The sequence below is a fragment of the Arthrobacter yangruifuii genome (assembly GCF_009192775.1).
Classification (GTDB): Bacteria; Actinomycetota; Actinomycetes; order Actinomycetales; family Micrococcaceae; genus Arthrobacter_B; species Arthrobacter_B yangruifuii.
Genome location: NZ_VTFX01000005.1, coordinates 287,668 through 311,663, shown reverse-complemented (window position 1 = coordinate 311,663; position 23,996 = coordinate 287,668). Strand labels below are relative to the sequence as shown.

Here is a 23,996-nt window from a genome sequence, read left to right as displayed (position 1 = left end):
GGAGCGCCTGTGAGCGATACCCCGCCCGAAACCGGAACCCCGGTCCGCACGAGTTCGCGCGTCAGTAAGCGCACGAGCATCAAATACATCCTCATGCTCGGCGCACTGGCCGCCCTGCCCGCAGTAACCACGGACATGTACCTGCCGGCGCTGCCGCAGGTGGCTGAGGACCTGCACACCAGCGCCGCGGCAGCGCAGTTCACCCTGTCCGGCACCCTGCTGGGCGCGGCGGTGGGCCAGCTGGTGATTGGCCCGTTCTCGGACCGTTTCGGCCGAAGGCTTCCGCTGATCATCGGCATCGGAATGCATGTAGTGGTGTCACTGCTGTGCTTCATCGCCCCGAACATCGGCCTCCTGATTGCGCTCCGGATGCTGCAGGGCTTCTTCAACGCCGCCGCCGGCGTGGTGTCCCTTGCCGTAGTGCGGGACAGGTTCACCGGTTCCACCGCCGCGGCCATGCTGTCCCGGCTGATGCTGATCATCGGCCTGGCACCCCTGCTGGCGCCGTCTATCGGCGGTGCTGTTTCCGGGCTGTTCAGCTGGCGCGCAGTGTTCCTCGCCCTGGCACTGATCGGGGTTGTGCTCGGAGTCATTGTGCTGCGGTGGATGCCGGAGACGCTGCCGCCGGCACGCCGCCGCACCAAGGCCGGCGCCAGCACGTTCAGCGGTTTCCGCGTACTGCTGCGTGACCGGCAGTTCCTGGCCCACGCCATCATCCCCGGACTGGGCATGGGCGTGATCATGAGCTACGTGGTGGGCTCGCCGTTCGTCTTCCAGGAGGGCTACGGGCTGAGCCCGGCACAGTACGCGCTGGTGTTCGCCATCAACGGCGTGGGCATGGTGATTTCGGCCCAGCTCAATGCCTGGCTGGTGGGCCGCCATTCCCCCATGCGCATCCTGCGGGTGGCCGTGCTCCTGCTGCTGGGGCTGGCTGCGCTGCTGCCGGTCATCGTGCTGACGGGGCTGGGCGGAGCGGCGGGCCTGACGGCGGGACTCTGGCTGGTTCTGGCCATGCACGGCTTCATCGCCGCGAACTCCTCCATCCTGGCCCTCAGCAACTACGGGCACATGGCCGGCAGTGCCGCAGCCATGATTGGCGCTCTGCAGGTGGGACTGGCGGGGCTTATCAGCCCGTTGGTCGGCATCCTTGGGGGCAGCGCCCTGGCCATGGTCTCGGTGATCATCGGCTGTGCCGTGCTGATTGTCCTGATCCTGGCTACGGCCACGACGGCGTACCGCCGGGGCGGTTCCGACCGTCCGGGCCGGCGTCAGCTGCGTTCCGGTGCCGCTGAGCCCGCGGCCCCGCTGGCGCCGGAGTCCTAGGGCCTACCCCAGCTGAACGGGCGGGCCGAGGTAGAGCAGGACACTGAAGACCACGGCCACGGCAACCAGGGCAACGATCCCGGCGGCGACGGGACGGCGCAGCACCAGGGCGGCAATGCGGTCCACGCCGTTGGTGGGTTCTTCGCCGCCGGGGGCCATCCGCCAGCCGCCCTTCAGCATGCCGCGGCGGTCCACCGACTTCTCGAACGGAATGGTGGCCCACGGAATCACCGTGGTGGCCAGGCCGAGGATGCCGGTGCGGGCCGGCCATTTCTGGTTGGCCCAGACAAACAGGGTGACCACGCCGTAGGACAGGAACACGAAGCCGTGCAGGCCGCCGGCGATGGGCGAGAAGCGCTCGTTGTCGAAACCGTATTTGAGCACCAGGGCCGCGATCAGCAGCGTCCAGGTCACGGCCTCGGCGAGTGCCAGGGTACGAAAGAGCTTGCGGGGGGTCATGCGGGATCCACCTTCTGCAGACATTTACCAACAGTATGTCAGCATGGCCGTTTGAGGGGCGAATCCCGCACCGCCATTGGGGCGGTAATCACGACGGCGGCCGGTCAGCGGGCTGGACGGGAGAAAAGGTTCACGAGGTTCCCCCCACGCAGTCTCCCGCCGATGCCCTGCAGCGGCAAGGAACCGGCAAGCCTGCCGGCATCCCAACGCAAAAGGCTGCCGCGGCCGGCACCGAAGGGGATCGGTTCCGGCCGGCAGCAGCCTCTTCCGGACCGCGGCAATGGGGGGAAAGCCGCGGCCAAGCTGTTGGGTCGGCTCAGGCCATGGTGTCCGCCCGGCCCTGCTTCAGGCCCTGCTCGAACTGCTCGCGCGTGGCGTAGGAAGTCTGCGTCCCGCGGCGGGTGACCGAATCCGCGGCGTAGGCATTCGCTGTGGCCAGGGAACCCGGAACGTCTCCCGTGTCCACCAGGCAGTGACTGAAGCAGCCGATGAACGCATCCCCTGCCCCGGTGGTGTCCAGCGCCGCCACGGTGCGGCCTTCCACCAGGGTGGGACCGGCGGCGGAGAGCCACAGCACACCGCGCGAGCCCATGGTGACAATAACGTTCTTCACCCCGCGGTCCAGGATGGTCTGCGCTGCCGCCTGCACTTCTTCCAGCGTCTGCACCGGCATGCCGGTGAGCAGTGCCAGTTCGGTTTCATTCGGCACGAAGTAGTCGCACCGGGCCACCTGGGCGAAGTCCAGATCCGGGCTGGCCGGTGCCGGGTTGAGCAGTACGGGGATTCCGTGCCGGTTCCCGAAGTCGATCGCGGCGTAGACGGTCTCCAGGTTCACTTCCAGCTGCAGCACAATCAGTTTGCACTGCGCAATGGCCTCGGCGGCGTCCTCAATGTCCGCCGGCGTCAGGAACGCATTGGCACCCTTGGCAATGACAATCGAGTTGCGGGAATTGTCGTCCACGAAGATGGGCGCAACGCCGCTGGTGGCATCCGTGTCCAGCACATAGGTGGTGTCGATCCCGTTGGCTTCGAAGTTGCGCCGGGTGGTTTCGGCAAAGGCGTCGTTGCCCACCCGGGTCAGCATCAGCACCGAGGAGCCCATGCGGGCGGCGGCCATGGCCTGGTTGGCGCCTTTGCCGCCGCAGCCCATGGCGAAGTCCCGGGCCTCAACGGTTTCCCCTTCGTCCGGCATCCGGCTGAGGTAGGACACCAGGTCCACCATGTTGGAACCGATTACTGCAATATCCATGGGGTTATGCCTTCTCTTTGATGCCGGTGCTGACGTGGAAGGAGCGGGATGCTCCGGGTGCCAGTTCAATTAGTGTCCCTGCGGCCTTGGCTGCCAGGAAGCCCTCGGGCCGCGAGGTGCCGGGCAGGACAAACGACGCCACCTTCTGGTCCGGGTTGTGCAGCAGCCACCGGGTGGCCGTGGGGAAATCCGTCCCGGAGAACCGGGTGCAGAACGTGACGCCGTCGGTCCGCTCCAGCCGGAATTCCAGCTCCTCCCCTGCGGGCAGGTTGTCCGCAAGGAACACGATTTCCGGGTCGTAGCCCTGTGAAGCGTCCAGCACATCGGCGGGAACCTTCCCGGCGCGGATGGCCTCGTTGAGGACGGTCCATTCCGGCGTCGGGAACACGTGTGCCGGGACGGTTTCCCGCAGCCGGAACGCGCCGTCGGGCAGGGACTGCGTCATGCGGGCCCCGTCCGAGTAGGCGTAGTTCATGTGGCACATGTACTGCAGCGGCATGGTGCGGGCCGCGGACAGGTTGGTCACGGACAGGTCGATGTCGAACATGGCCGAGCCTGCGGTGAGCCGGACGGCGGGAACGGCCTCGTAATGGTCGCCGAAGCCCTTGACGTATTCGTAGCGTCCGGAGACGGCCATGGAATCGCCGGTGATTTCCAGCCACGCTTCGTCAAACTCCGCGCATGGGAACTCCCCGTGCAGCGGATGGGTGTCTTCGGGTGCGGGGCAGCCGGCGGCAAGCAGCCCGGAGTGGAAGGCGAAGCAGCCGTAGGTGTCCTCGATGAGCGTGGCGGGATAGGGCTGCCGGAAGGGCGAGTCCATCCGCAGGCTCACGCCGTCGAACTCCGCGTCCCAGACCATCTGGCCCAGGAACGGCAGGACCTCGACTCGGCCGCGGGAGTTCGCCACGGTGACGGACTCGACGCCGCTGGGATAGCGGATGGCGGTGACCGTGAATTCGGCGGATTCCACCAGCGTGGCCTTCACAGCGGAGAAGGCGCTCCGTGCCAGATTAATGCGATACATACTCAGGGGTCCTTTCCGGGGTGCCGGCCAGGGCGGAGCGGCCTTCGGTGCGGCGGAGGTGGCGGAAGTGCATAAAGACCGCCAGGAAGCAGACCAGCGAGACCATGAAGGAGAGCTGCAGGGAGCCGGTCAGGTCCGAGGCCAGGCCCTGGACCACGGGGATGACCGCGCCGCCCACAATGGCCATCACCAGCACGGCGCCGCCGGTTTCGGTGTGCCGCTTGTCCGTAATCGTGTCCAGCGTGCGGCCGAAAATGGTGGCCCAGCAGGGTCCGAAGAGACCGGAGACCAGGATGGCTGCCCAGACGGCGGTGATGTTCGGAACCAGCATGATGTACAGCAGGGCGAGGCTGCCCAGGGCGGCGAAGCCCATCAGGACCGCATTGACGTCCAGCCGGGTAATGAGGAAGTTGGCGATCACCTTGCCCAGGAAGAAGGCAATGAAGGCGAAGGCCATGTAGTTGGTGGCGCTGCGTTCATTGAGCGAATCGTCCAGGTTCAGGGCCAGCCGGATGGTGAAGGACCAGACGGCGGTCTGCATGCCCACGTACATGAACTGGGCAAAAATGCCGCGCAGGAATTCCTTGTTCCGGGCCAGGTAGGCCAGCGTCTCGCCGATCCGCGCGGTTGCTTCATGGGTCTTGTCCCGCAGCGGCTTGCAGTGCGGGAACTTCGTCAGGGCCACCACGATGAACACGACCACGAGGATCATGATGATGTATTTGTACGGCATCAGGGTGCGCTGCAGCATGTCGGCGCTGAAGGCGGTCTTTTCAGCCGCGGACATGCCTTCCATCTGGGCCTCCAGGGTGTCCCCGTCGGTGAAGACCAGGTACTTGCCCAGCAGGATGCCCAGGATGGAGCCGATGGGGGTGAAGGTCTGGGAGACGTTCAGGCGCCAGGTGGAGGTGGGCTTGGGACCAAGCAGGGTGGAGTACGTGTTGCAGGCCGTTTCCAGGAAGCTCAGGCCGATGGCAATGGCGAACAGCGCCACCAGGAACATGCTGTAGGTGGCCATGTGCGAGGCGGGGAAGAACGCCGCGCAGCCCAGGATGTAGACACCCAGGCCGATCAGGATGCCGGTCTTGTAGGTGAAGCGGCGGATGATGCGTGAGGCCGGAATGGCGATGATGAAGTAGCCGCCGTAGAACGCCGACTGGACAAACGCGGTGGCCAGGTCCGAGAGGGTGAACACGGACTTGAACTGCGTGATGAGGATGTCATTCAGGCTGGCAGCGGCGCCCCACATCGGAAAGCAGAGCGAAATGAGCAGGAACTGGAACCACGGGATACGGCTGAGGTAGCCGTCCGGCTGCTGGACGGCGGAAGTCTTGAAGAGCATCAGACGGCGCTGTCCGCGAGGATGCTTGCGCCGGCGGAAGCACCGATGCGGGTGGCGCCTGCCTCCACCATGCGGGCCAGGTCCTCAGCGGTGCGGACGCCGCCGGAAGCCTTCACGCCAAGGCCCGGACCAACCGTTTCGCGCATGATGCGGACCGCTTCCACGGTGGCACCGTGCTTGGAGAAGCCGGTGGAGGTCTTCACGAAATCTGCCCCCGCGGCAACGCTGCAGCGGGAGGCTTCCTCGGTCTGCTCGACGTCGAGCAGGCACGTTTCCAGGATGACCTTGACCAGGGCCTTGCCCCGTGCGGCCTCGACGACGGCGCGGATCTCCGCTTCGACGTCGTCCCACTGCCCGGCCAGTGCCCAGCCGATGTTGATGACCATGTCCACTTCGTCCGCGCCGTTGGCGATGGCGTCGGTGGTTTCGAAAACCTTGACGGCGGTGGTGGATGCACCCAGCGGGAAACCGACCACGGTGCAGATGCCTACCGGTGTGCCTTGGGCGGCGCGGCTGGCCAGACCAACCCATGCCGGGTTGACGCACACCGTCTTGAACTCGTGTTCAACGGCTTCCTGGACAAGGGTTTCGATCTGCGTTGCTGTTGCCGTCGGGGCAAGCAGGGTGTGATCGATGAGCTGCGAAATCTTCGACATGTGAGCCTCCTCATTGAGGGTTTTCACTCACTGTAGAAGTGGCTCGGAACACATGTCAAACCGGATATTTACAAACGTTCCATTCGTTGCGGGCTAGGACACGATCCGTCGGCGGGAGATCTGCAGCACCTGCCGCGCCGCAGCCTGGTCGATGACCAGATGGGTCGCAAAGCCTGCACGGAGGGCGGCTTCGATGGCGCTCACCTTGTGCTCCCCGCCGGCAACCATGAGGCGGGTGGGCACCGCACGGAGGTCCTCCAGCGTGATTCCGACCGTGCGTTCGTCCAGCTGCGGAAGACAGGGATTCCCGGCGTCGTCGAAAAAGCGGGAGCAGATATCGCCGACCGCATGGGCTGCGATGCCGGCCTCCTCGGTCTCGCTGAGGTAGCCCAGGTTGAAGAGCATGGCGTCGGGCCGGATGGCACCCACGGTGAACACGGCGACGTCGGATTCCCGGCCCATATCGATGACCCGCCGGATATGTTCTTCGCCTTCCACCAGCCGCTTGACCTCCACGCTGTCGAAAATCACGGGCAGCGGCAGGGTCCGGGCAAACGCACCGAAGGCGTTGCAGAACAGGGTGATGGTTTCGAAGTCATTGGTTACCCGCGTGGTGTAGGAGACGCCGCCCTTGAGCTGGATAATCTCCACTCCGCGGCGCTCCTGGCGCTGAAGATGCCGGGCCACGGAGTGCATGGTCTGGCCCCAGGTGACCCCCACGGTGTCACCGTCGCGGACATTGTCGGCCAGGAGCGCTGCTCCAACCTTGCCGAGCTCCCCCACCAGGCTGGCTCCCTCACCGGGAACGACGGCGAGGCGCACGTCCTGCAGCCCGAACCGCTCGCGCAGTTCCGTGGCCAGCGAGGATTCCTGTTCCCGCGGGTCATTGATCTCGATGGTCACATAGCCGCGGTCCTTGCCGTGCTGGATGAGCTTGGAAACCGTGGGGCGCGAGAGTCCAAGCTGTTGCGCAATCTCGCTCTGCGAAAGCCCGGACCCGTAATAGAGCTTGACCGCGTCAAGCGCCTGTTCATCCCGCGCGTCCATCGTGCCCCCTTTATGCCCCTCCCCAATGAGTTGCTCACAGGTGATTGTTCCATCTTGCGACACCAGTCACATAACGCAGGTCACATATGGCAGGGGGCCGCAGCTGGTCGGTTGCTGCAGCGTTCTTCAATCAGCGTCATAGGTCAACGGCTGGGTGATCCAGTCGATATCTCCCCACGGGTCTATCCGCTGCAGGATGTCGAAGCTCGTCCGGCAGAAGTCCGTTACTGCCCGCTGCGGATCCTCATACGAGAAAGCGTCCTTGAGGGTCAGGATGAATTCACTGGATTTGGTGAGGAAACGGGCCTTCTGCGGGGCCAGCATGACTCCGTAGCTTCCGATGTTGGACAGGAAGGGATACGGCATCACATAAAACGCAGGTTCCACGGAGGACGGATCCCCGGGCCAGAAGCCGAACTCGCAGAATCTCTCGTCAAAGCAGTTCACGGCAATCACGCCGTTGCCCGGGAACGGCTCCGACTGGCCGCTGAAAATGGTGCCGGACAGGTCCATGGTGCCGAACCAGTACGAAGGTGCGAAGACCTTTCCCCGCATTGGGCCCAGGAACTGCCCCAGGCTCCGGTGCGCGAAGTGCAGGTTGTCCAGGAACAGTTCAACGGCGTGTTTGTCATAGGTGGAATGCTTGGTGTCAGTATCAAACGGAACCGGGTCATGGAATTCTTGCGGTTGCGTGTTGATGGAGGTGGGCGCCCCGATGGAGTCCAGTGCGCCCATCAGCTGGCCGTAGAAGTCCGCCACGCTGAGGCCGTCGCTGAGCTGGAGGCGGACGCGGAGGGAGTCGCTGCCCTGGACGTCCACGTGGTGCTGGCGCAGGTTGAAAAAAATCTCGAAGTTGCTGCTCGGGCCCGGAATGATGCCGGTGCCGATCCCCTGGATGGTGAGCGGCATCCGGATGTGGCCCCATTCCGGTTCCGGATAGCTCCGCTCCAGCTTCACCTTGCCTGCCATCTGCAGATAAAGATGCAGCGTGTCGGCGGTGGCCTGCCAATCCGGATAGTTCAGGAAGTTCTTGTCCATGGGAGCACCTTCGGTCGGTGGCGGACAGCCTGGAGCAGACGTGCTGCTCCCAGTCTGAAACCTGCCCTCGAGCCGGTCAACGGTGCTCCCGGGGTCCGGTGGGCCGGCAGTCTGCCTTGTCTTGCCGGCGGGACTGCCGTGAGTTGCTAGCGGGACTGCCGGGAGTTGCTAACCGGCTGCCGGCTCCACCGAACGTCCCCGGGTTCCGCCGAGGGCTGCCCGCAGGTTTGCCGGAAAATCGGTGATCACCGCGTCAACGCCCAGTGCAAGGACCGCCGCGGTGGCTGCGGGTGAGTTGACCGTGTAGACCCACAGGCCAAGGCCAGCCGCCCGCACGGCGGCCGCGCCGTCGTCGGACAGGGACGTATGGTCGGCGACCACTCCCTCAGTCCGGGGATCCAGCCCGTCCAGGAGCACGGCATCCGGATCGGTGCCTACCAGCAGCCATGCCGGCAGGCCCAGGTCAGCTGCCTTGCGGACAGCCGCCGGGTCGAAGGAACTGACCGTTACCCGCTCGGTTTCGAGCAGCCGCAGCCAGTCATCGTGTTCGGCCAGCATCCGGGCGATGGCCTGTTCAACGCCGGGTGAGCTGGCGGGTTCCTTGACCTCAAGATTGACGCCCAGGTCATAGCCCACCGCTGCCGGCAGGTCTGCCAGGAACGTCACGCCCTCCCCTGCGTACTGCCCGCCAACGTGGCCTCCGGCATCGAGCCGCCGGAGTTCTCCTGCCGTAAACGAGGTGATCGGGTCCTTTGCCCGCAGGGGATACACCTCCGCGACGTTAGTGGTGCGGAGGCCCGTGTTGTCGTGGAAAAGGAAGAGCTCGCCGTCGGCCGTCAGGCGCACATCGGTCTCAACCATGTCTGCCCCCGCGGCCCTGGCCTCGGTGAATGCTGCTGCCGTATTCTCCGGCGCCGAACCGCTGTTTCCACGGTGCCCCACCACCAGCGGAAGGGGAAGTGCCGTCGGTCCTGTTTTGTCTGCCACCTGGCGGCTACCTCGTCACACTTCCCATAGAGTTTTCCGCGCCACCGGAACCGGGGCTCGTCCTCGTCGATCCTAGACCTGCCTCGTGGAGCCGGCCGAATTCCGTGTCAGCGGCCACCGAGGTACGTGTGCCACGCTAATTGCCCGAGTTTGCCGGTCAGTGAACGCTAGGCTGACAGGGCGTGAATACCTGTTGCGGGGGGGGGTCACTCCACATATCGATCTGGGGGGGAAATATGCGGTTGCACCATGTCCAGGTTTCAATACCTGCCGACGGCGAGGATTCGGCCCGGCGATTCTACGGCGAGGCGCTGGGGCTGACTGAGGTGCCCAAGCCGCCGTCGTTGGCCGGGAGGGGCGGCTGCTGGTTCCGGGCGTTCGACGGGGAGGCCGTGGTTGCCGAAATCCATCTGGGCATTGATTCGCCGTTTGTTCCTGCAAAGAAGGCGCATCCCGCACTCGTACTGGACTCTGCCCAGGCGCTGGAGGAGCTGGGTGCCCGGCTGCAGGCACACGGATTCGAGGTGTCCTGGACGGACCGGCACACTTTCGAGGGATACGAACGGTTCCATTGCAGGGATCCGTTCGGAAACCGGGTGGAGATTCTCTCTCCTCCGGCTGGTTGATCGCCCGCCACTGCGCCCGGTGCCGTCCCCGTTTCGCTAGCGGACACCTTGGATCCGGGACTTCCCTCGTTTACTGGGGCGTTTTCCCTGCTTGGGCTGTGTAAGCGGCGACCGTGGTGCGTCCGTGGTGCGTTTGCCGGCCCCTGATTTATAGGTGCGTGAGCGATCGTGAGGTCGGTTTTAGCGACTAGGTAGTGGTGTTTCAAAGACGAGTATTTTCGCTTTTCGGGAGGGCCGTTTTTGGCCTGTTTTCGGGCCGGAAATGTCAGTGCCGGGTGAAATCCTGAGGGTATGGATCAGCTCGGAAACACCGAACCGACAACCGAAGAACAGCATCGCGAAGACCTGCAGCCCACGGGCTCCGCTGGCGAAACGGATGCTTCGCGCACGCCCTGCACGCTGGCGGTGTATCGGGCGGTTCCGGATGTCAGCGACGACGCTGGCGACGGCACGGACTCCGACGACGACGGTGCTCAGGCCGGCGCTGACACGTCCACGGACACCGACACCAACACCGGCTATGCCTCTACCGATCCCGCCGCAACGCCGCCAGCCACCCTCTTTGATGTACCCAATCCGAGTCGCAATCCCGCATCAGATCCCATCCCGGGCCCGGAAGCAGGGTCCGCATCTGCCGCTCCTGGCTCAACGGCTTCAGCCGCCGAACCCGGACGCGTTCCAGAGGACACCACGGGCTCGCCGGCCGCTGAACCTGCGGAGCCTGCGGAGCCTGCGGATCCAGCCACTGGTGCCATCGGTGTTGATGGTTTTCCGGACGGTTTCACCGGGGTGCTGGCGATGGCGAATCTCGAGTCCTTCGACGAACACGCCACCGGTGAGGTGTTGGCCCGTCTGTCGCATTTGGTCCGGTGGACGCAGGCCCAGCAGGCCCGGGCGATCAACCATATGGAGGAACTGTTCCGCAAGGATGTGTGCAGGCACTTCGGCAGTGAAGGTCCGGGGCTCGCGTTCAGCCTCGCCGCCGCCGAATGTGCTGCGATTCTGAACGTTCCGCAGACCACCGCGCAGGGCATGATGTTCGAAGCCGGCAGGCTCTGCACCACCCATACCGCCACCCTGACGGGACTGGAAGAAGGACGCTTCTCCTATGCGCACGCGCAGGTGGTCCTGGATCAGTGCGAGAACATACCCTCCGCGGAACTTCCCGAGTTCGAGGCCGAATTGCTCGCCAAAGCCGAAGGCATAACCCGGCCACAGTTCTGCGCCAAAGCCCGCAGGCTGCGGGAGAAAACCTATCCCGAGACCATTCCCGAACGGCACCAGACAGCGTTCGAGAAACGGAAAGTGGTCCTGGAACGGGACGAGGACGGCATGTCCTGGCTGTCGGCCAATCTACGGGCCGAACATGCCCAGCAGATCTACACGGCCCTGTGTACGTCGGCTAGGGGTGAGCAGGCTGACGGGGACCTGCGGACAGCCGACCAACTGCGGGCCGACATCCTGACCCAGCTGCTCATGGGCGGCCTAGGTTCACCCCGTGCCGGCGGTTCCAACGGCGGGACCGGGAACGCCCACGGTGCCGGCGGTCGCGTTAGCCGCACCGATGGAACCGGTCGCGGGGCTGGGAAGGCTGGCAAAGCTAGCAGGCCCACCGATGCCAGTGACACGGAACCGGATGAGCCGTCCGGGCCCATGGGTGTTCTGCCTCGGGCGGAGATCATGGTGTTGATCAACGCCGAGACCCTGTTCGGTGCCGATGAGCAGCCTGCCGAGCTGCACGGTTACGGGCCGATCAGTGCCGATGCAGCCCGCAGGCTCGCACGCAACGCCACCCACTGGACCGGACTGGCTCAAGACCCACAGACCGGGGAGATCCTCGGGGTCGGGCGGCGCCGGAAGGTCCCCGCCGGACTCGCCCGCTGGCTCCGGGCACGGGACGGGACCTGCCGGTTTCCGGGCTGCCGGGTCAGTACTGCGGTCACGGAAATCGACCACACCACCGACTGGGCGAAAGGCGGCGACACCGAACACGGCAACCTGGAACACCTCTGCCGCCGGCACCACCGGTTCAAAACCCTGGGCTACTGGAAAGCCACCCAACCCACACCGGGAGTGATGGAATGGACGTCCCCGACCGGACGGGTCTACCGGACCGAACCGTTCCTCGAACTAGGGCACTTCGAACCTGGGCATCGGGAACCGAGACCTCCGGCTCGAGACCAGGACCAAAATACTCAAGGTCGGCAAAGCCAAGACGAACCGGATTCACCCCCTCCGTTCTGAACGCAGCCTCCTGTCCAGGGCCAGGTAAGCACGCCGGAGCCAGACGCCGGCGCCGGGCAAGTACGTCTAGGGGTCCGGCCCGGACTGCAGCTCGACCTCCTGCAGCCTCCGGCGCCGGCACCGGGTAATTAGATCTGCAGTGCGCCCGCACGGCCGGCCTAGCCGGCCTAGAGACCGCCTTCGACTTCAGGAGGAAATCGCCTTCAGGAGGAAACCGGAGCTGGAGCCGTGCTCTGGCGAACCACCAACGACGTCGCCAGGTCCAGACGCAGGTTATTCGGCTGGTCCCCCTCAAACAGACGCACCACCATCCGGGCAGCCTCTTCGGCCATTTCAATCAACGGCTGGTGCACGGTGGTCAGCGCAGGGCTGGACCACTGCGCCACCTGCAGATCGTCATAGCCCACAATCGAAAGCTCCTCCGGAACACTGATGCCCAACTGCCGTGCGGCGTCGAGCACCCCAAGGGCCTGCAGGTCGCTGCCGGCAAAAATCGCAGTGGGACGGTCCGGAAGGCTGAGCAGCTCCAGCGCGTGGTCGCGGCCGCCGTCGACGTGGAAGTTGCCGTACCGGATCAGGTCCTTGTCCAGCGGCAGCGCGGCAGCGTTCAGCGCCGAACGGTAGCCGTCAATCCGGGCAAGCGAGCACATCATGTCCTCGGGCCCGGTGATCGCAGCGATCCGCGTATGCCCCAGATCGAGAAGATGACGGGTAGCCATCATCCCTCCGGACCAGTTCGCCGACCCCACGGACGGCACATCCGGAGCAGGATCACCCGCAGGATCGATAATCGCAAACGGAATGGACCGCGCTTCAAGCTGCCTGCGCGAATCCTGGGCAAGATCGGAAAAGACCAGCACGACGCCGACTGGACGCCGGGCGATGACCCCTTCCACCCATTCGGGCGAGGGCGAGTGCCGCGTTCCGCTCTCGGTGAGGACAACGCTCAGTCCCTTTTCCCGGGCAATGTTTTCCACGCCCCGGATAATCTCCAGAGCCCAGGCGCTTTCGAGTTCATGGAACACCAGTTCCAGCAGCCGCGACTTGGCTCCGCCCTTGCGCCGGTAGCCGTGTTCCTCAAGCAGCGTCTCCACTTTCGCTCTGGTTTTCCGCGAAACGTCGGACCTGCCGTTGAGAACTTTCGAAACGGTGGAGAGCGAAACCTCGGCCTCGGAGGCCAGATCCGCCAGCGTGACCGGGTTCGACGGCAGTGATGACTGCATGGAGTGTCCTTCAGGGGCTTCGAGACGCAGCGGATTAGAGACTTGGAAAAAAGTATTGCGCATTACATTACGCGCAACTTATGCTGACGGCATCATGTAACTTTCGATCAATATACCGAAACTTTCGGAAGGTGTTCAACGATGAACAAACCCTCGCCCCGGACTCCGGTCCTGGCCGCCGCCAGCATGCTGGCCATCGGCCTCACACTGGCCGGCTGCGGAGGCGGCGATTCCGCCGCCTCCGACCGTCCCGAAAATGAACTCCATGTCCTGGTTTACGGCGACGCGAGCAACGACGTCGAGACCGCCATGGTCGAAAAGTTCAATGAGACCTCCGACGTCAAGGTGGTGCTGGACACCATCCCCGGCGCCGAATACCAGCAGAAGCTCCAGACGGTCATGAGCACCGACGCAGCACCGGACATCTTCTTCAACTGGGGCGGCGGCAGCATCTCCGACTTCGTGGACGCTGATCTGTTGATGCCGCTGGATGACTTCATCGAGGAGGATCCCCAGCTCAAGGACGCTTTCCTTCCCTCGGTGTTCGACGTCGCAACGGTGGACGGCACCCCGTACGGTGTGCCGATGCGCGGAACCCAGCCCGTGATGCTTTTCCACAACAAGGAAGTGCTGGCGGAAGCGGGCATCGACGAAGCCCCGGCGACCTGGGATGAGCTGCTCGAGGACGTCGATAAGCTCAAGGCGGCCGGCAAGACCCCCATCGCCCTGGGTGGCGGAGACGAATGGCCCACCCAGATGTGGTTCTCCTACGTCTACGACCGCGTGGCCGGGCCGGAACTCTTCCAGAGCGCAATTGACGGCGAGACCGACGTCTGGGAATCCGACGAAAGCAAGGAATCCCTGGGCATGCTGCGCGAGCTGGTGGATGCCGGAGCCTTCGGCACCAACTTCCAGTCCGTGAAGTTCACCGACGGCGGCTCCCCCGCACTGCTCGCCGGCGGACAGGCCGGCTTCGAACTCATGGGCTCCTGGGAGTACTCCACTATCCAGGACACCAACCCCGACTTCGTGGCAAACAGCCTGGGCTGGAGCGCCTTCCCCGCGATCGAGGGCGGCAAGGGTGACGCAGCGAACCTGGTGGGCAACACCAACAACTACTACTCCGTGCTGAAGGACACCAAGTACCCCGACGCCGCACGTGACTTCCTGAAGCTGATGTACTCGGATGAGTTCGTACAGGAGCAGATGTCCATCGGCAACCTGCCCACCACCACCAGCACGGAGCAGTTCCTGGACCAGGCCGCTGATCCGGATTACGCCCGGTTCCAGTTCGGACTGGTGCAGGATGCGCCCAACTTCCAGCTGTCCTGGGACCAGGCCTACCCGCCGGCCGCAACACCCACCATCCACAGCGCTGTTGCCGACTTCTTCGCCGGAAGCATCGACGAAGACGGCTTTATTGCCGCCATGCAGTCGCTGAAGAAGTAGCCGGACCGAAGGCCAGAGACCATGACCACTCTGCTTCCACCCCGGCCTCCGGCCGCACCGGACAACCCTGCCAAGGGTCGTCCGGTGCGGGCCGGCCGGGCCCGGCTCAACCGTCCGGGCCTTGCCTGGACCCTGCCGGCCACCATCTTCTTCCTGCTCTTCGCCGTGGTGCCGCTGATCGCCGTCGTCGTCCTGTCCTTCATGACCTGGACGGGACTCGGGGATCCCAAGTTCGTCGGCCTGGAGAACTGGCAGACGCTCGCGGGCGATTCGGTCATGCTCAAGAGCCTGTGGCTCAGCGTGCTGTTCATCGTCCTCGGTGTCGCCACGCAGACCCCGGTCAGTATCCTGCTGGGCGTCTGGGCCTCCGGCCCGCAGCGTAACCGCGCCGTCCTCAGTGCCATCTTCTTCCTGCCGCTGCTGCTCTCCTCCGCTGCCATCTCGGTGCTGTGGCGTGCCCTGCTGGACCCGAACTTCGGTGTTCCGGCCCAGCTGAAATGGCTGTTCGGGGACGGCAACCTCTTCGGCCACCAGTCCACCGCCATCGGCGTCATCATCTTCGTGGGCATGTGGCAGTTCACGCCCTTCCACACGCTGATCTACCAGGGCGCCGCCAAGTCCGTTCCCCCGGTGCTGTACCAGGCCGCGGAAATCGACGGAGCGGGCAGGGCGCGGCAGTTCTTCAGCATCACCCTCCCGCAGCTGCGCAACAGCATCATCACTTCCGTGATCCTCATGGTGGTAGGCGGGCTGACCACCTTCGAAACGGTGCTGATCCTGACCAACGGCGGGCCAGGAACGGACACCACCATCACCGCCTTCTACATGTACGAAGAGGCGTTCCGCCGCTACAACTTCGGCATGGGCTCCGCCATTGCCCTGGTTCTGGTAATCGTCGCCACCGCCATTTCCCTGATCATGGTCAAGGCTTCCGGCTACGACAAAATGCGCAGCACCATGGAGGGACTCTGATGCGTACCCGTCCCAATTACATTGCCGGCGCCGCGGTCACCGTCTGGCTCCTGATCGTGGCCCTGCCGCTGTATGTCATGGTGGCCGCCAGCGTGCAGAGCCGCACCGAGTTCAGCGCCAACGGGCCGCTGTCCGTCCCCACCAGCCTGACCTTCGAGAACTTCCTGCTGGTCTTCGACAGCGGTTTCGGCAAGTACTTCCTGAACACCTTCCTGGTCACGGCCGGCGTAGTCGGCATCGTTCTGCTGGTGGTGCCGCCCCTGTCCTACGCGATTGTGCGCAGCCAGTCCCGCGGCACCACGCTGATCTTCCGGTTCTTCCTGCTCGGGCTGGCCATTCCGGTCCAGGCAGTGATTGTGCCGATGTTCTACCTGATCAACTCGGTGGGCCTGTATGACACGCTGCTGGGCATCATCCTGCCCACGGCCGCCTTCGCGCTGCCGATCTGCACGCTGATCCTGTCCGGAACCATGCGGGACATCACCCCCGAGCTGTACGAGGCCATGTCCGTGGATGGAGCCAGCACCGCACGCACCTTCCTGCGCCTGGTACTGCCGCTGTCCAAGGGCGGACTGTCCACGATTGCGGTCTTCGCCGCGCTGCAGGGCTGGAACGGGTTCCTGCTGCCGTTGATCCTTACCCAGTCGGAGTCCACCAAGGTCATCACCCTCGGCCTCTTCAACTTCCAAACCCAGTACGGCATCAACGTGCCGGGCATCCTCGCCGCAGTGATGCTCTCCATGGTTCCGGTCCTGCTGGTGTACCTCTTTGCGCGCCGTGCGCTGGTCCAGGGCCTTATGGGCGTTGGCGGAAAGTAGACATGACAGAAACAACAGTTCAGCACCTCCCCTGGCGGGACACCTCCCTGCCCGACCGCGAGCGCGCCGCCCGGCTGGCGGAACAGATGACACTGCGGGAGAAGGTGGCCCAGCTCTTCGGCGTCTGGGTAGGCGCCTCCAGCGAAGGCGGCCAGGTAGCACCCCACCAGCACGATATGAAGGAACCCGTCCCGCTGGAGGACTTGCTGCCCTCCGGCCTGGGCCAGCTCACCCGGCCTTTCGGTACTGTTCCCGTCGACGCCGGCATGGGCGCCCTGTCCCTGATGCGCACCCAGCAGCGGATCGCCGAGTCCAACCGGTTCGGCATCCCCGCCATGGCCCACGAGGAATGCCTGGCCGGATTCGCGGCCTGGGGCGCCACGGCGTATCCGGTGCCCCTGTCCTGGGGCGCCACGTTCAACCCGGAGCTGATCGGACGGATCGGCGCCGCCATCGGCACCGACATGCGCTCGGTCGGTGTGCACCAGGGGCTTGCCCCGGTGCTCGACGTCGTCCGCGACGCCCGCTGGGGGCGGGTGGAGGAAACTATCGGCGAAGACCCCTATCTGGTGGGCAGCATCGCCTCCGCCTACATCCGCGGGCTGGAAGGCTCGGGCGTGGTGGCGACCTTGAAGCATTTCGTGGGCTATTCCGCGTCCAAGGCCGGCCGCAACCTAGCCCCGGTTTCCGTCGGTATGCGCGAGCGCGCCGATGTGCTGTTGGTGCCGTTCGAAATGGCCGTGCAGGAGTCCGGGGTGCGCTCGGTCATGCATGCCTACACGGATATCGACGGCGTTCCCTCCGCCGCCGACCGTTCCCTGCTCACCGGCCTGCTCCGCGAAACGTGGGGCTTCGACGGGACGGTAGTGGCCGATTACTTCGGCATCAGCTTCCTCATGGAACTGCACCGGGTGGCCGGCTCCCTCGGAGAGGCCGCCGCTGCGGCGCTGACCGCAGGCGTGGACGTGGAACTGCCCACCGTGGATGCCTTCGGCGACCACCTGTTGGCCGAACTCGAAGCCGGACGCCTGGACGAATCCGTGATCGACACCGCTGTACTGCGGGTCCTGACCCAGAAGATTGAACTGGGCCTGCTGGACCCGGACTGGTCCCCGGTGCCCGCGGCCCTGGCCGGACTGGATCCCGAGGATCCTGCCTCCGTGCGGGGCTCGGTGGATCTGGACCGTCCGGAAAACCGGTCCCTGGCCGCGGAGGTCGCCGAACAGGCCCTCATCCTCACCGCCAACAACGGCATCCTGCCGCTGACGGCGCCGGGACGCATCGCCGTCGTCGGACCCAATGCCGATAACCCGATGGCGTTCCTGGGCTGCTATTCCTTCCCCGCGCACGTGGGCGTGCAGCACCCGGAAGTGGCGGCCGGCATCGAGCTGCCCACCGTCGCGGCGTCGCTGCGCGCGGAGTTCCCGGACAGCTCCATCACCGTCACCGCGGGCTGCACTGTGGACGGGCCGGAGACGGACGGCTTCGCCGGCGCGGTGGCCGCCGCCCGGGACGCCGATGTGGTGGTGGCCGTGCTGGGCGACCGGTCCGGGCTGTTCGGCCGCGGCACCAGCGGCGAGGGCTGCGACACCGAGTCGCTGGTCCTGCCCGGCGTCCAGCAGCAGCTGCTGGAAACCCTGATGGATACCGGGGTCCCCGTGGTGCTGGTGCTGCTCACCGGCCGGCCGTATGCCCTGGGCCGCGCATCAGCCGACGCCGCGGCGGTTGTGCACGCGTTCTTCCCGGGCGAAGAGGGCGGCCCGGCCATCGCCGGAGTCCTGAGCGGCCGCGTCAATCCCAGCGGCCGGCTGCCGGTCAGCGTGCCGGCCTCCCCCGGCGCGCAGCCGTCCACCTATCTGGCCGCGCCGCTGGCACAGACCAGCGACGTGTCCAGCATCGACCCCACCCCCGCCTTCGCCTTCGGCCACGGGCTGTCCTACAGCAGCTTCGAGTGGTCCGGGTTTGCCCTGGAGGGTCCGGCCGAGTTCGGCGTCGACGGCGAAACATCCGTCTCCGTCACGGTGGCCAACACGGGCGCACGCGACGGCGTCGAAGTGGTCCAGCTCTATCTGCACGATCCGGTGGCGTCGGTGGTCCGCCCGATGCAGCGTCTGGCCGGATTCGCCCGGGTGCCGCTGGCTGCCGGGGCTTCCGCGCGGGTGAGCTTTGCCGTGCCCGCCGACGCCGCGTCCTTCACCGGCCGGAACGGGGTGCGGATTGTGGAACCGGGTGAACTGGAGCTGCGGCTGGGCGTCTCAAGCACTGATATCCGGGCAACGGCCGGTGTTACCCTGACCGGTACCGTGCGGGAGGTGGATCACACCAGACGGCTGCATTGCCCGGCGGAGGTGAGCCCGCTGGATTGAGCCGCACCAACCCGCACCGCCTGCACCCCTCCGACACCCGGGAGCCACATGTATTACGACCTGCCCGCCGAAGAACTTGCCACTTACCGCGGCAGCACCAGCGCTCCGGAGGACCTGGACGGGTTCTGGGCGGACACCTTGGCGGAAGCGCGCGTACATCCCCTGGAGGTGGAGGCCACCCCCTTCCCCAGCGGGCTGCAGACGGTTGAGGTCTATGACGTGGTGTTCCCTGGCTTCGGCGGTGACCCGATCCGGGCCTGGCTGCGGCTGCCTGCCCGGAGCATCCGCGGCGACGGGCAGCTGCCCGGGGTGGTGCAGTATGTGGGCTACGGCGGCGGCCGGGGCGAGGCACACGAGAGCCTGTTCTGGGCTTCGGCCGGATTCGCGCACCTGCAGATGGACACCCGCGGGCAGGGTGCCGGCTGGAGCAAGGGCACGACGCCGGATGCCGCCGGCAGCGCCGGTCCCCAGGTTCCGGGGATGATGACCCGCGGGGTGCTTAATCCGCAGACGTATTATTACCGCCGGCTGATCACCGATGCCGTCCGGGCGGTGGAGGCCATGCGTTCACTGTCCGGCAGGGGTTTGGCGCCGGTGGATCCGGACCGGGTGGCGGTGCTGGGGATGAGCCAGGGCGGCGGGCTGGCTCTGGCGGCTGCCTCGCTGTGCCCGGAGGTGGCCGCCGTCGTCGCCCTGGTGCCGTTCCTCTCGGACTTTCCGCGGGCGCTGACCGTTACCGATGCCTATCCGTACCGGGAAATCACCGATTTCCTGTCCATGCAGCGCGAGGCAGTGCAGCAGGTCATGCAGGCGCTGCGCTATTTCGACGTCGTGAACCTGGTGCCGCGTGCTTCCGCACCGGCGCTGTTCTCGGTGGGCCTGATGGATACCACCACTCCCCCGTCCACGGTGTATGCCGCCTACAACACCTATGCCGGGCCAAAGGAGCTTTCCGTCTGGCCCTTCAACCAGCACGAGGCCGGGGGCAGCGAGGACGAGCTCGCCGCGCTGGCGTTCCTGCGCAGGCAGCTGGCAGGTTAGCCAGCCAGCTATCTCGCAGACATCAGAGCTAAAGCAGACAGCCGGCTGTTGTAACCTTTCCCAGGAGTAGGCAGTTCAGCCGGTCTTCATCCCCGTGGCATATCCGGCCACAGGGATGAAGACCGGGAGCGACCACCACTCGCCTAAGTGTCAATCTCGGGGGAGCGCTTCGGCCGCTAGACCTATTACTACCAGCGGCTATTCACCGATGCGGTCAGGGCTGTGAAGGCCATGCGCTCCCTGTCAGGGACGTCGTCGTGGTGCGGGCGGAACCGGCTGTTCGCGATGGCGCTGATGAACACCATCATTCCCCCGTCCACGGTCTGCGCACGCGTACAATGCCTACGCCGGGCGAAGGAACTGAAGGTGTGGCCGTTCACTGGGGACGAGCCGGAGCCATCGAGGACGACGCCGCGGCGCTGGCGTTCCTGCAGAAGCAGTTGGCCTAAAGGAAACCCTCCGTTCCCAGTTGAAACCGAGCAAGTCGCTTCAAGCCGAAGGGACGCACTACTCCAGAGTTTCTTGAAGGACCGATACGAAGCGGGTGGTGTCGAGGAAGTAGTTGGGATAGGCGGACCGAAGCCCCGCAATCGAACCGACCGAAACCAGCACGACATCGATACTAGAATCGGACCGTGCTTCCTCTTCGTCGTACGCTGCAGCCGCGTCGTTCTGTTTCGTGTATCCAGTGATTGTGACCTTGCTGTTTGGAATGTCGAGTGTCAACAAAACAAACTTCGCCCCAGCTACATGCTGCTCGGTCTCCTGAAGTAGATTCGCATAGCCTTGAAGTCGTCCAATAACATCCAGTTCAGTCGCCAGAGTTTGGAGTTCGGCTTTAAGTACCTGCGCGCTGGTGCTTGTTCCACCGACTACAGGTTGGTTCTCTCTCAACGCAATTGCTGAACTCATTACCTGGAAGAACCTCAGCCACTTGTCCTCACCCATGCTGGACTTTAATGCCTGATTGGTGAATAGGCCAACCGTTTCAACCGCCGTTGCCCATGCGTGTTGCAATTGAGTTCGGACTTGAACTTCAACCGAGAGGTTGTTCCAAGTCTCCCCACGGTCACTGTTGTAAGCATAGACGAGGTGCACACCCCGATAGCCAGAACTCTTCGGTGTACTCAAATAATCATCTTGACGAATAAGCCGATGTTTGTGTCGAGAGACCAGAAACTTGTCTACAACTGCGTTCACGGCATCTATGTCTGCAAGGACGGCTCGACATCCCCCAAGATCCTGCATCCTCGATACGTTCATAGAGGGGTAGCGTTCGAGTTTTCCGATAATGGAGGGGAGTCGTTTTATGCGCTGTGCCACCAAAGCATTGGCGTCGACGTCTGTAGCTTTCTTTCGGAGGCTGATTTGAAGCGTGTTTAGAGGGAACCCATGTGCGGACCGCCAATTATTAACTACAGCGATAGCGTCTCGGCGTTGAGTGCTGGTCGCTGTGGGATCGATAAGAACGAACCCAGCCCGTTTGATTTCGCCTTTTGAATAATGCGGTTCAGTCCATGCCATCGACAAAGAATAGGCCAACAGGCCATTCTGGATGATCTGAACACGCCGGTCTTTGACGAATCTAAAACAGTGACTCGAGATGAAGAGGATCAAACAAGCGCAACCGGAAACAGGGGCTCCCGGTTAGAGCCCCGAAATTCCGAAGGCCAGCCGGTGTTCTTCCCCGGGTGCCAGCACAATCAGGTCCTCACCGGAATTGAAGGCATCCGGCGGGCAGGTCATCGGTTCGACGGCGACGCCGAGACGGCCCATCTGCTCGCCGGAGTAGATCTGCAGCCAGGGCGCATCCTTGCCGTCCGCGGAAAGCACGGACCCGACGCCGGTTTCCGGATCGACGAGCGACACCTGCCAGGCGCCGTCGGGCAGTCCGGTGTAGGCGTGGTCCGCAGTGCGGGAACCGATTGGTTCCGGTGCGGCGAAGGCCAGCACGGTACCCTCGGCGGCCCGCAGTTCGGCCAGATCCAGCGGACGGCCGGACTGGTCGGGACCGCCGAGCACCTGTGCCGCCGGCACCTGCAGTACGCAGCGGTCCACCGGCACCAGGTCCGCGGTGAGATAGGGATGCGCTGAAACGCCGTACGGTGCGGGCGCCACCCCTGCGTTCCGGGCGGCCAGTTCCACCCGCAGCCCGGTCTCGGCGTCGAGCGTGTATCCGGCTTCGAGCTCCAGCGGGAAGGGATATCCCGGCTGGCCCATGAGCCGGTGGCGCAGCACCACCTTCTCGGCGGAAGCCTCCGCGACGGTCCACTCGTCCCAGCAGACCAGCCCGTGCAGGGCCATTCCGGTCTCGGGCTCGTTGACCGGCACCTGGTACTCGGCCCCCTCGAAGGAGTAGCGTCCGCCGACAATCCGGTTCGGCCAGGGCATCAGCACCTTGCCGGTGTAGGCGTGCGGCACCGTGTCAGCCGGCAGGGGCAGCACCAGGTGCCGGCCGTCCCGGGTCAGGGACGCCAGCGTGGCACCCACAGGATAAATGGTGGCCCGGTAGCTGCCGGCCGCCAGCTCGATGGGGGTGCCGTTGGGGCTCAGTCTGCCGGGACTCGTGCTGTTGGGGGCTGTGCCATTGGAGAGAGCGCCGTCGTTGGAGGGAACGCCGTTGGAAGGTGCGCCGCTGAAACCGGAGTTCGTCATGGTCCAGAGCCTAGCGGGCACGAAGGGTCGGAGCCCCGGCGGCCTGCCGGTAGCGCTGCAGCACGTCGGGCGCCGGATCGGCAGTCACCACCGTGGACGCGCCGTCGTTCCAGGCCGGCCAGTCCCCGGTGAGGACGGCGGCCGCCTGGCGGGCAGCGCCGTCGGCCACGTATTCCCCCGGACTCGGCACCGTGACGGGCAGTTCGAAGACCGCGGCAATGGCCTGCTGCAGGGCTTCGGACCGGGCCGCACCGCCCACCAGGATCACCCGCCGGGCCTCGACACCGGTGTTCTTCAGGGCCGCGAATCCGTCAGCCAGGGAACATGCAATGCCTTCGACGGCGGCGCGTGCCAGATTCGCCGGGGTGTAGTTCGCCAGCGTGAGTCCGTGCAGTGAGCCGGTGGCCTCGGGCAGGTTGGGGGTCCGTTCGCCTTCAAAGTAGGGCACCAGGACGAGTCCGCCGGCGCCCGGCTCGGCGGACAGCGCCAGCTCGGTGAGCTCGGGGAGCCCGACGCCGAGCAGAGCGGCCGTGGCGTCCAGGACCCGGGAGGCGTTCAGGGTGCAGGCCAGCGGCAGGAAGTGCCCGCTGGCGTCCGCGAATCCGGCCACCAGACCGGTGGCATCGGCGGCAGGCTCGGAGGCTACGGCAAACACCGTTCCGGAGGTGCCGATGGACACCACCACGTCCCCCACGCCGGCAGCAACACCCAGTCCGGCCGCGGCGTTGTCACCGGCACCGGGGCCGATGAGGGCACCGGACGGTGTGCGTCCGCCGGCTTCCAGCGGGCCCAGCACGCGGGGCAGCATGGGAACGTGGCCCAGGGTCTGCTCCAGCACCTCGGGCAGGTATTCGCCGGTGGACGGGGACCAGTAGCCCGTGCCGGAGGCATCGGACCGGTCGGTGGTCAGTGCGGCGAGCCCCTCGGCACCGCTGCCGGGACCGAACCCGGCCAGGCGCCAGCTCAGCCAGTCATGCGGCAGGCAGACCGCAGCAGTGCGGGCGGCATTCTCCGGTTCATTTTCCGCCAGCCAGCGCAGTTTCGTTGCCGTAATCGACGCCACGGGCACCGATCCCGTGGTGTCCGCCCAGTAGCGGGCTCCGTCGGGTCCGGCGTCGGCAACGAGTTTGTCCGCTGCCGCCGCGGAACGGACGTCGTTCCAGAGCAGCGCGGGACGGACGACGGCGCCGGTCTCATCCAGGCAGACCATGCCGTGCTGCTGCCCGCCCACCGAGACGGCGTCGACGTCGTCCAGTCCGCCGGCAGCCGCTGCCGCCTCGTTGAACGCAGTCCACCATGCTTCGGGATCCACTTCGGTCCCCGCCGGGTGGCGTGCCGTGCCCTCGCGCAGCAGGGCACCCGTCTGCGCGTCGCGGATGACTATCTTGCAGGACTGGGTGGAGCTGTCGACACCGGCGACAAGGGACATGTCGAGCCTTTCAACGGGCGCTGCCGCCGGCCCTCCCCCAAGGAGAGC

At 65.3% G+C, this 23,996-nt stretch carries 20 protein-coding genes; 8 read left to right on the top strand and 12 right to left on the bottom strand.

The window, feature by feature from the left end:
- The first annotated feature begins 9 nt into the window (after nucleotides 1–9).
- The gene (locus GD627_RS12330) at nucleotides 10–1,323 is read left to right on the top strand and encodes a multidrug effflux MFS transporter (protein WP_246165478.1); all 1,314 of its coding nucleotides are present in this window, start codon (nucleotides 10–12) and stop codon (nucleotides 1,321–1,323) included.
- 3 nt (nucleotides 1,324–1,326) lie between these two features.
- Here the strand turns inward: GD627_RS12330 and GD627_RS12325 are convergent, their stop codons facing one another.
- From GD627_RS12325 to GD627_RS12290, 8 genes are all read right to left on the bottom strand, one after another.
- Nucleotides 1,327–1,806 (bottom strand): DUF3817 domain-containing protein, encoded by a 480-nt coding sequence (locus GD627_RS12325; protein WP_246165477.1) that lies wholly within the window; start codon nucleotides 1,804–1,806, stop codon nucleotides 1,327–1,329.
- A gap of 292 nt (nucleotides 1,807–2,098) precedes the next feature.
- Nucleotides 2,099–3,031 carry a ribokinase gene (gene rbsK / locus GD627_RS12320; protein ID WP_152272755.1) on the bottom strand — a complete coding sequence of 311 codons (933 nt, stop codon included), beginning with the start codon at nucleotides 3,029–3,031 and terminating at the stop codon, nucleotides 2,099–2,101.
- 4 nt (nucleotides 3,032–3,035) lie between these two features.
- The gene (locus tag GD627_RS12315) at nucleotides 3,036–4,055 is read right to left on the bottom strand and encodes an aldose 1-epimerase family protein (protein WP_152272754.1); all 1,020 of its coding nucleotides are present in this window, start codon (nucleotides 4,053–4,055) and stop codon (nucleotides 3,036–3,038) included.
- Nucleotides 4,042–5,397, bottom strand: a complete 1,356-nt coding sequence (gene fucP, locus GD627_RS12310) for an L-fucose:H+ symporter permease (protein ID WP_152272753.1) — start codon at nucleotides 5,395–5,397, stop codon at nucleotides 4,042–4,044. The genes GD627_RS12315 and fucP overlap by 14 nt, the downstream gene beginning before the upstream one ends.
- Nucleotides 5,397–6,053, bottom strand: a complete 657-nt coding sequence (deoC, locus tag GD627_RS12305) for a deoxyribose-phosphate aldolase (RefSeq protein WP_152272752.1) — start codon at nucleotides 6,051–6,053, stop codon at nucleotides 5,397–5,399. The genes fucP and deoC overlap by 1 nt, the downstream gene beginning before the upstream one ends.
- Nucleotides 6,054–6,146: 93 nt before the next feature.
- Nucleotides 6,147–7,100 carry a sugar-binding transcriptional regulator gene (locus tag GD627_RS12300; RefSeq protein ID WP_152272751.1) on the bottom strand — a complete coding sequence of 318 codons (954 nt, stop codon included), beginning with the start codon at nucleotides 7,098–7,100 and terminating at the stop codon, nucleotides 6,147–6,149.
- A gap of 126 nt (nucleotides 7,101–7,226) precedes the next feature.
- Complete coding sequence (locus GD627_RS12295) at nucleotides 7,227–8,138, bottom strand: DUF5996 family protein (RefSeq protein WP_152272750.1); 912 nt, start codon at nucleotides 8,136–8,138, stop codon at nucleotides 7,227–7,229.
- Nucleotides 8,139–8,306: 168 nt separating this feature from the next.
- Nucleotides 8,307–9,125, bottom strand: coding sequence for a glycerophosphodiester phosphodiesterase (locus GD627_RS12290; RefSeq protein ID WP_152272749.1), 819 nt, complete (start codon nucleotides 9,123–9,125; stop codon nucleotides 8,307–8,309).
- Between the two features lie 236 nt (nucleotides 9,126–9,361).
- Between GD627_RS12290 and GD627_RS12285 the strand changes: the two genes are divergently transcribed.
- Both GD627_RS12285 and GD627_RS12280 read left to right on the top strand, forming a co-directional pair.
- Nucleotides 9,362–9,751: a VOC family protein gene (locus GD627_RS12285; RefSeq protein WP_152272748.1), complete on the top strand. Its 390-nt coding sequence runs from the start codon at nucleotides 9,362–9,364 to the stop codon at nucleotides 9,749–9,751.
- Between the two features lie 291 nt (nucleotides 9,752–10,042).
- Nucleotides 10,043–11,995 (top strand): HNH endonuclease signature motif containing protein, encoded by a 1,953-nt coding sequence (locus tag GD627_RS12280; protein ID WP_152272747.1) that lies wholly within the window; start codon nucleotides 10,043–10,045, stop codon nucleotides 11,993–11,995.
- Between the two features lie 203 nt (nucleotides 11,996–12,198).
- On the opposite strand, the gene GD627_RS12275 is transcribed toward GD627_RS12280, so the two are convergent.
- Nucleotides 12,199–13,218 (bottom strand): LacI family DNA-binding transcriptional regulator, encoded by a 1,020-nt coding sequence (locus tag GD627_RS12275; protein WP_152272746.1) that lies wholly within the window; start codon nucleotides 13,216–13,218, stop codon nucleotides 12,199–12,201.
- Nucleotides 13,219–13,359: 141 nt separating this feature from the next.
- Here GD627_RS12275 and GD627_RS12270 point away from each other — a divergent pair, with 141 nt between their 5' ends.
- The 5 genes from GD627_RS12270 to GD627_RS12250 are packed head-to-tail and all read left to right on the top strand — an operon-like array spanning nucleotide 13,360 to nucleotide 19,864.
- Nucleotides 13,360–14,667, top strand: coding sequence for an ABC transporter substrate-binding protein (locus tag GD627_RS12270; protein ID WP_152272745.1), 1,308 nt, complete (start codon nucleotides 13,360–13,362; stop codon nucleotides 14,665–14,667).
- Nucleotides 14,668–14,688: 21 nt separating this feature from the next.
- Nucleotides 14,689–15,639, top strand: coding sequence for a carbohydrate ABC transporter permease (locus GD627_RS12265; protein ID WP_152272744.1), 951 nt, complete (start codon nucleotides 14,689–14,691; stop codon nucleotides 15,637–15,639).
- Complete coding sequence (locus GD627_RS12260; protein ID WP_152272743.1) at nucleotides 15,639–16,457, top strand: carbohydrate ABC transporter permease; 819 nt, start codon at nucleotides 15,639–15,641, stop codon at nucleotides 16,455–16,457. Before GD627_RS12265 ends, GD627_RS12260 begins: the two co-directional genes overlap by 1 nt.
- Nucleotides 16,458–16,459: 2 nt before the next feature.
- Entirely contained in the window at nucleotides 16,460–18,823 is a 2,364-nt protein-coding gene (locus tag GD627_RS12255; RefSeq protein ID WP_152272742.1) for a beta-xylosidase/alpha-l-arabinosidase, read from the top strand.
- A gap of 48 nt (nucleotides 18,824–18,871) precedes the next feature.
- Nucleotides 18,872–19,864, top strand: a complete 993-nt coding sequence (locus GD627_RS12250; protein WP_152272741.1) for an acetylxylan esterase — start codon at nucleotides 18,872–18,874, stop codon at nucleotides 19,862–19,864.
- A 507-nt stretch (nucleotides 19,865–20,371) separates the two neighbouring features.
- Here the strand turns inward: GD627_RS12250 and GD627_RS12245 are convergent.
- The 3 genes from GD627_RS12245 to GD627_RS12235 form a co-directional block, all read right to left on the bottom strand.
- Nucleotides 20,372–21,388, bottom strand: a complete 1,017-nt coding sequence (locus GD627_RS12245; RefSeq protein WP_152272740.1) for a RelA/SpoT domain-containing protein — start codon at nucleotides 21,386–21,388, stop codon at nucleotides 20,372–20,374.
- A 123-nt stretch (nucleotides 21,389–21,511) separates the two neighbouring features.
- On the bottom strand, nucleotides 21,512–22,519 hold the full coding sequence (locus tag GD627_RS12240; RefSeq protein ID WP_152272739.1) for an aldose-1-epimerase: 1,008 nt from the start codon (nucleotides 22,517–22,519) through the stop codon (nucleotides 21,512–21,514).
- A gap of 10 nt (nucleotides 22,520–22,529) precedes the next feature.
- Nucleotides 22,530–23,948: a xylulokinase gene (locus GD627_RS12235; protein WP_152272738.1), complete on the bottom strand. Its 1,419-nt coding sequence runs from the start codon at nucleotides 23,946–23,948 to the stop codon at nucleotides 22,530–22,532.
- Nucleotides 23,949–23,996 lie beyond the last annotated feature (48 nt).

Excerpts from the sequence above, each read along its gene's own strand:
- GD627_RS12270 (WP_152272745.1), top strand. The coding sequence starts at position 13,360 with ATGAACAAACCCTCGCCCCGGACTCCGGTCCTGGCCGCCGCCAGCATG.
- GD627_RS12240 (WP_152272739.1), bottom strand. The coding sequence starts at position 22,519 with ATGACGAACTCCGGTTTCAGCGGCGCACCTTCCAACGGCGTTCCCTCC.
- GD627_RS12280 (WP_152272747.1), top strand. The coding sequence starts at position 10,043 with ATGGATCAGCTCGGAAACACCGAACCGACAACCGAAGAACAGCATCGC.
- GD627_RS12245 (WP_152272740.1), bottom strand. The coding sequence starts at position 21,388 with ATGGCATGGACTGAACCGCATTATTCAAAAGGCGAAATCAAACGGGCT.
- GD627_RS12260 (WP_152272743.1), top strand. The coding sequence starts at position 15,639 with ATGCGTACCCGTCCCAATTACATTGCCGGCGCCGCGGTCACCGTCTGG.
- GD627_RS12295 (WP_152272750.1), bottom strand. The coding sequence starts at position 8,138 with ATGGACAAGAACTTCCTGAACTATCCGGATTGGCAGGCCACCGCCGAC.
- GD627_RS12255 (WP_152272742.1), top strand. The coding sequence starts at position 16,460 with ATGACAGAAACAACAGTTCAGCACCTCCCCTGGCGGGACACCTCCCTG.
- GD627_RS12275 (WP_152272746.1), bottom strand. The coding sequence starts at position 13,218 with ATGCAGTCATCACTGCCGTCGAACCCGGTCACGCTGGCGGATCTGGCC.
- GD627_RS12285 (WP_152272748.1), top strand. The coding sequence starts at position 9,362 with ATGCGGTTGCACCATGTCCAGGTTTCAATACCTGCCGACGGCGAGGAT.
- fucP (WP_152272753.1), bottom strand. The coding sequence starts at position 5,397 with ATGCTCTTCAAGACTTCCGCCGTCCAGCAGCCGGACGGCTACCTCAGC.
- rbsK (WP_152272755.1), bottom strand. The coding sequence starts at position 3,031 with ATGGATATTGCAGTAATCGGTTCCAACATGGTGGACCTGGTGTCCTAC.
- GD627_RS12235 (WP_152272738.1), bottom strand. The coding sequence starts at position 23,948 with ATGTCCCTTGTCGCCGGTGTCGACAGCTCCACCCAGTCCTGCAAGATA.
- GD627_RS12300 (WP_152272751.1), bottom strand. The coding sequence starts at position 7,100 with ATGGACGCGCGGGATGAACAGGCGCTTGACGCGGTCAAGCTCTATTAC.
- GD627_RS12250 (WP_152272741.1), top strand. The coding sequence starts at position 18,872 with ATGTATTACGACCTGCCCGCCGAAGAACTTGCCACTTACCGCGGCAGC.
- deoC (WP_152272752.1), bottom strand. The coding sequence starts at position 6,053 with ATGTCGAAGATTTCGCAGCTCATCGATCACACCCTGCTTGCCCCGACG.
- GD627_RS12315 (WP_152272754.1), bottom strand. The coding sequence starts at position 4,055 with ATGTATCGCATTAATCTGGCACGGAGCGCCTTCTCCGCTGTGAAGGCC.
- GD627_RS12325 (WP_246165477.1), bottom strand. The coding sequence starts at position 1,806 with ATGTCTGCAGAAGGTGGATCCCGCATGACCCCCCGCAAGCTCTTTCGT.
- GD627_RS12265 (WP_152272744.1), top strand. The coding sequence starts at position 14,689 with ATGACCACTCTGCTTCCACCCCGGCCTCCGGCCGCACCGGACAACCCT.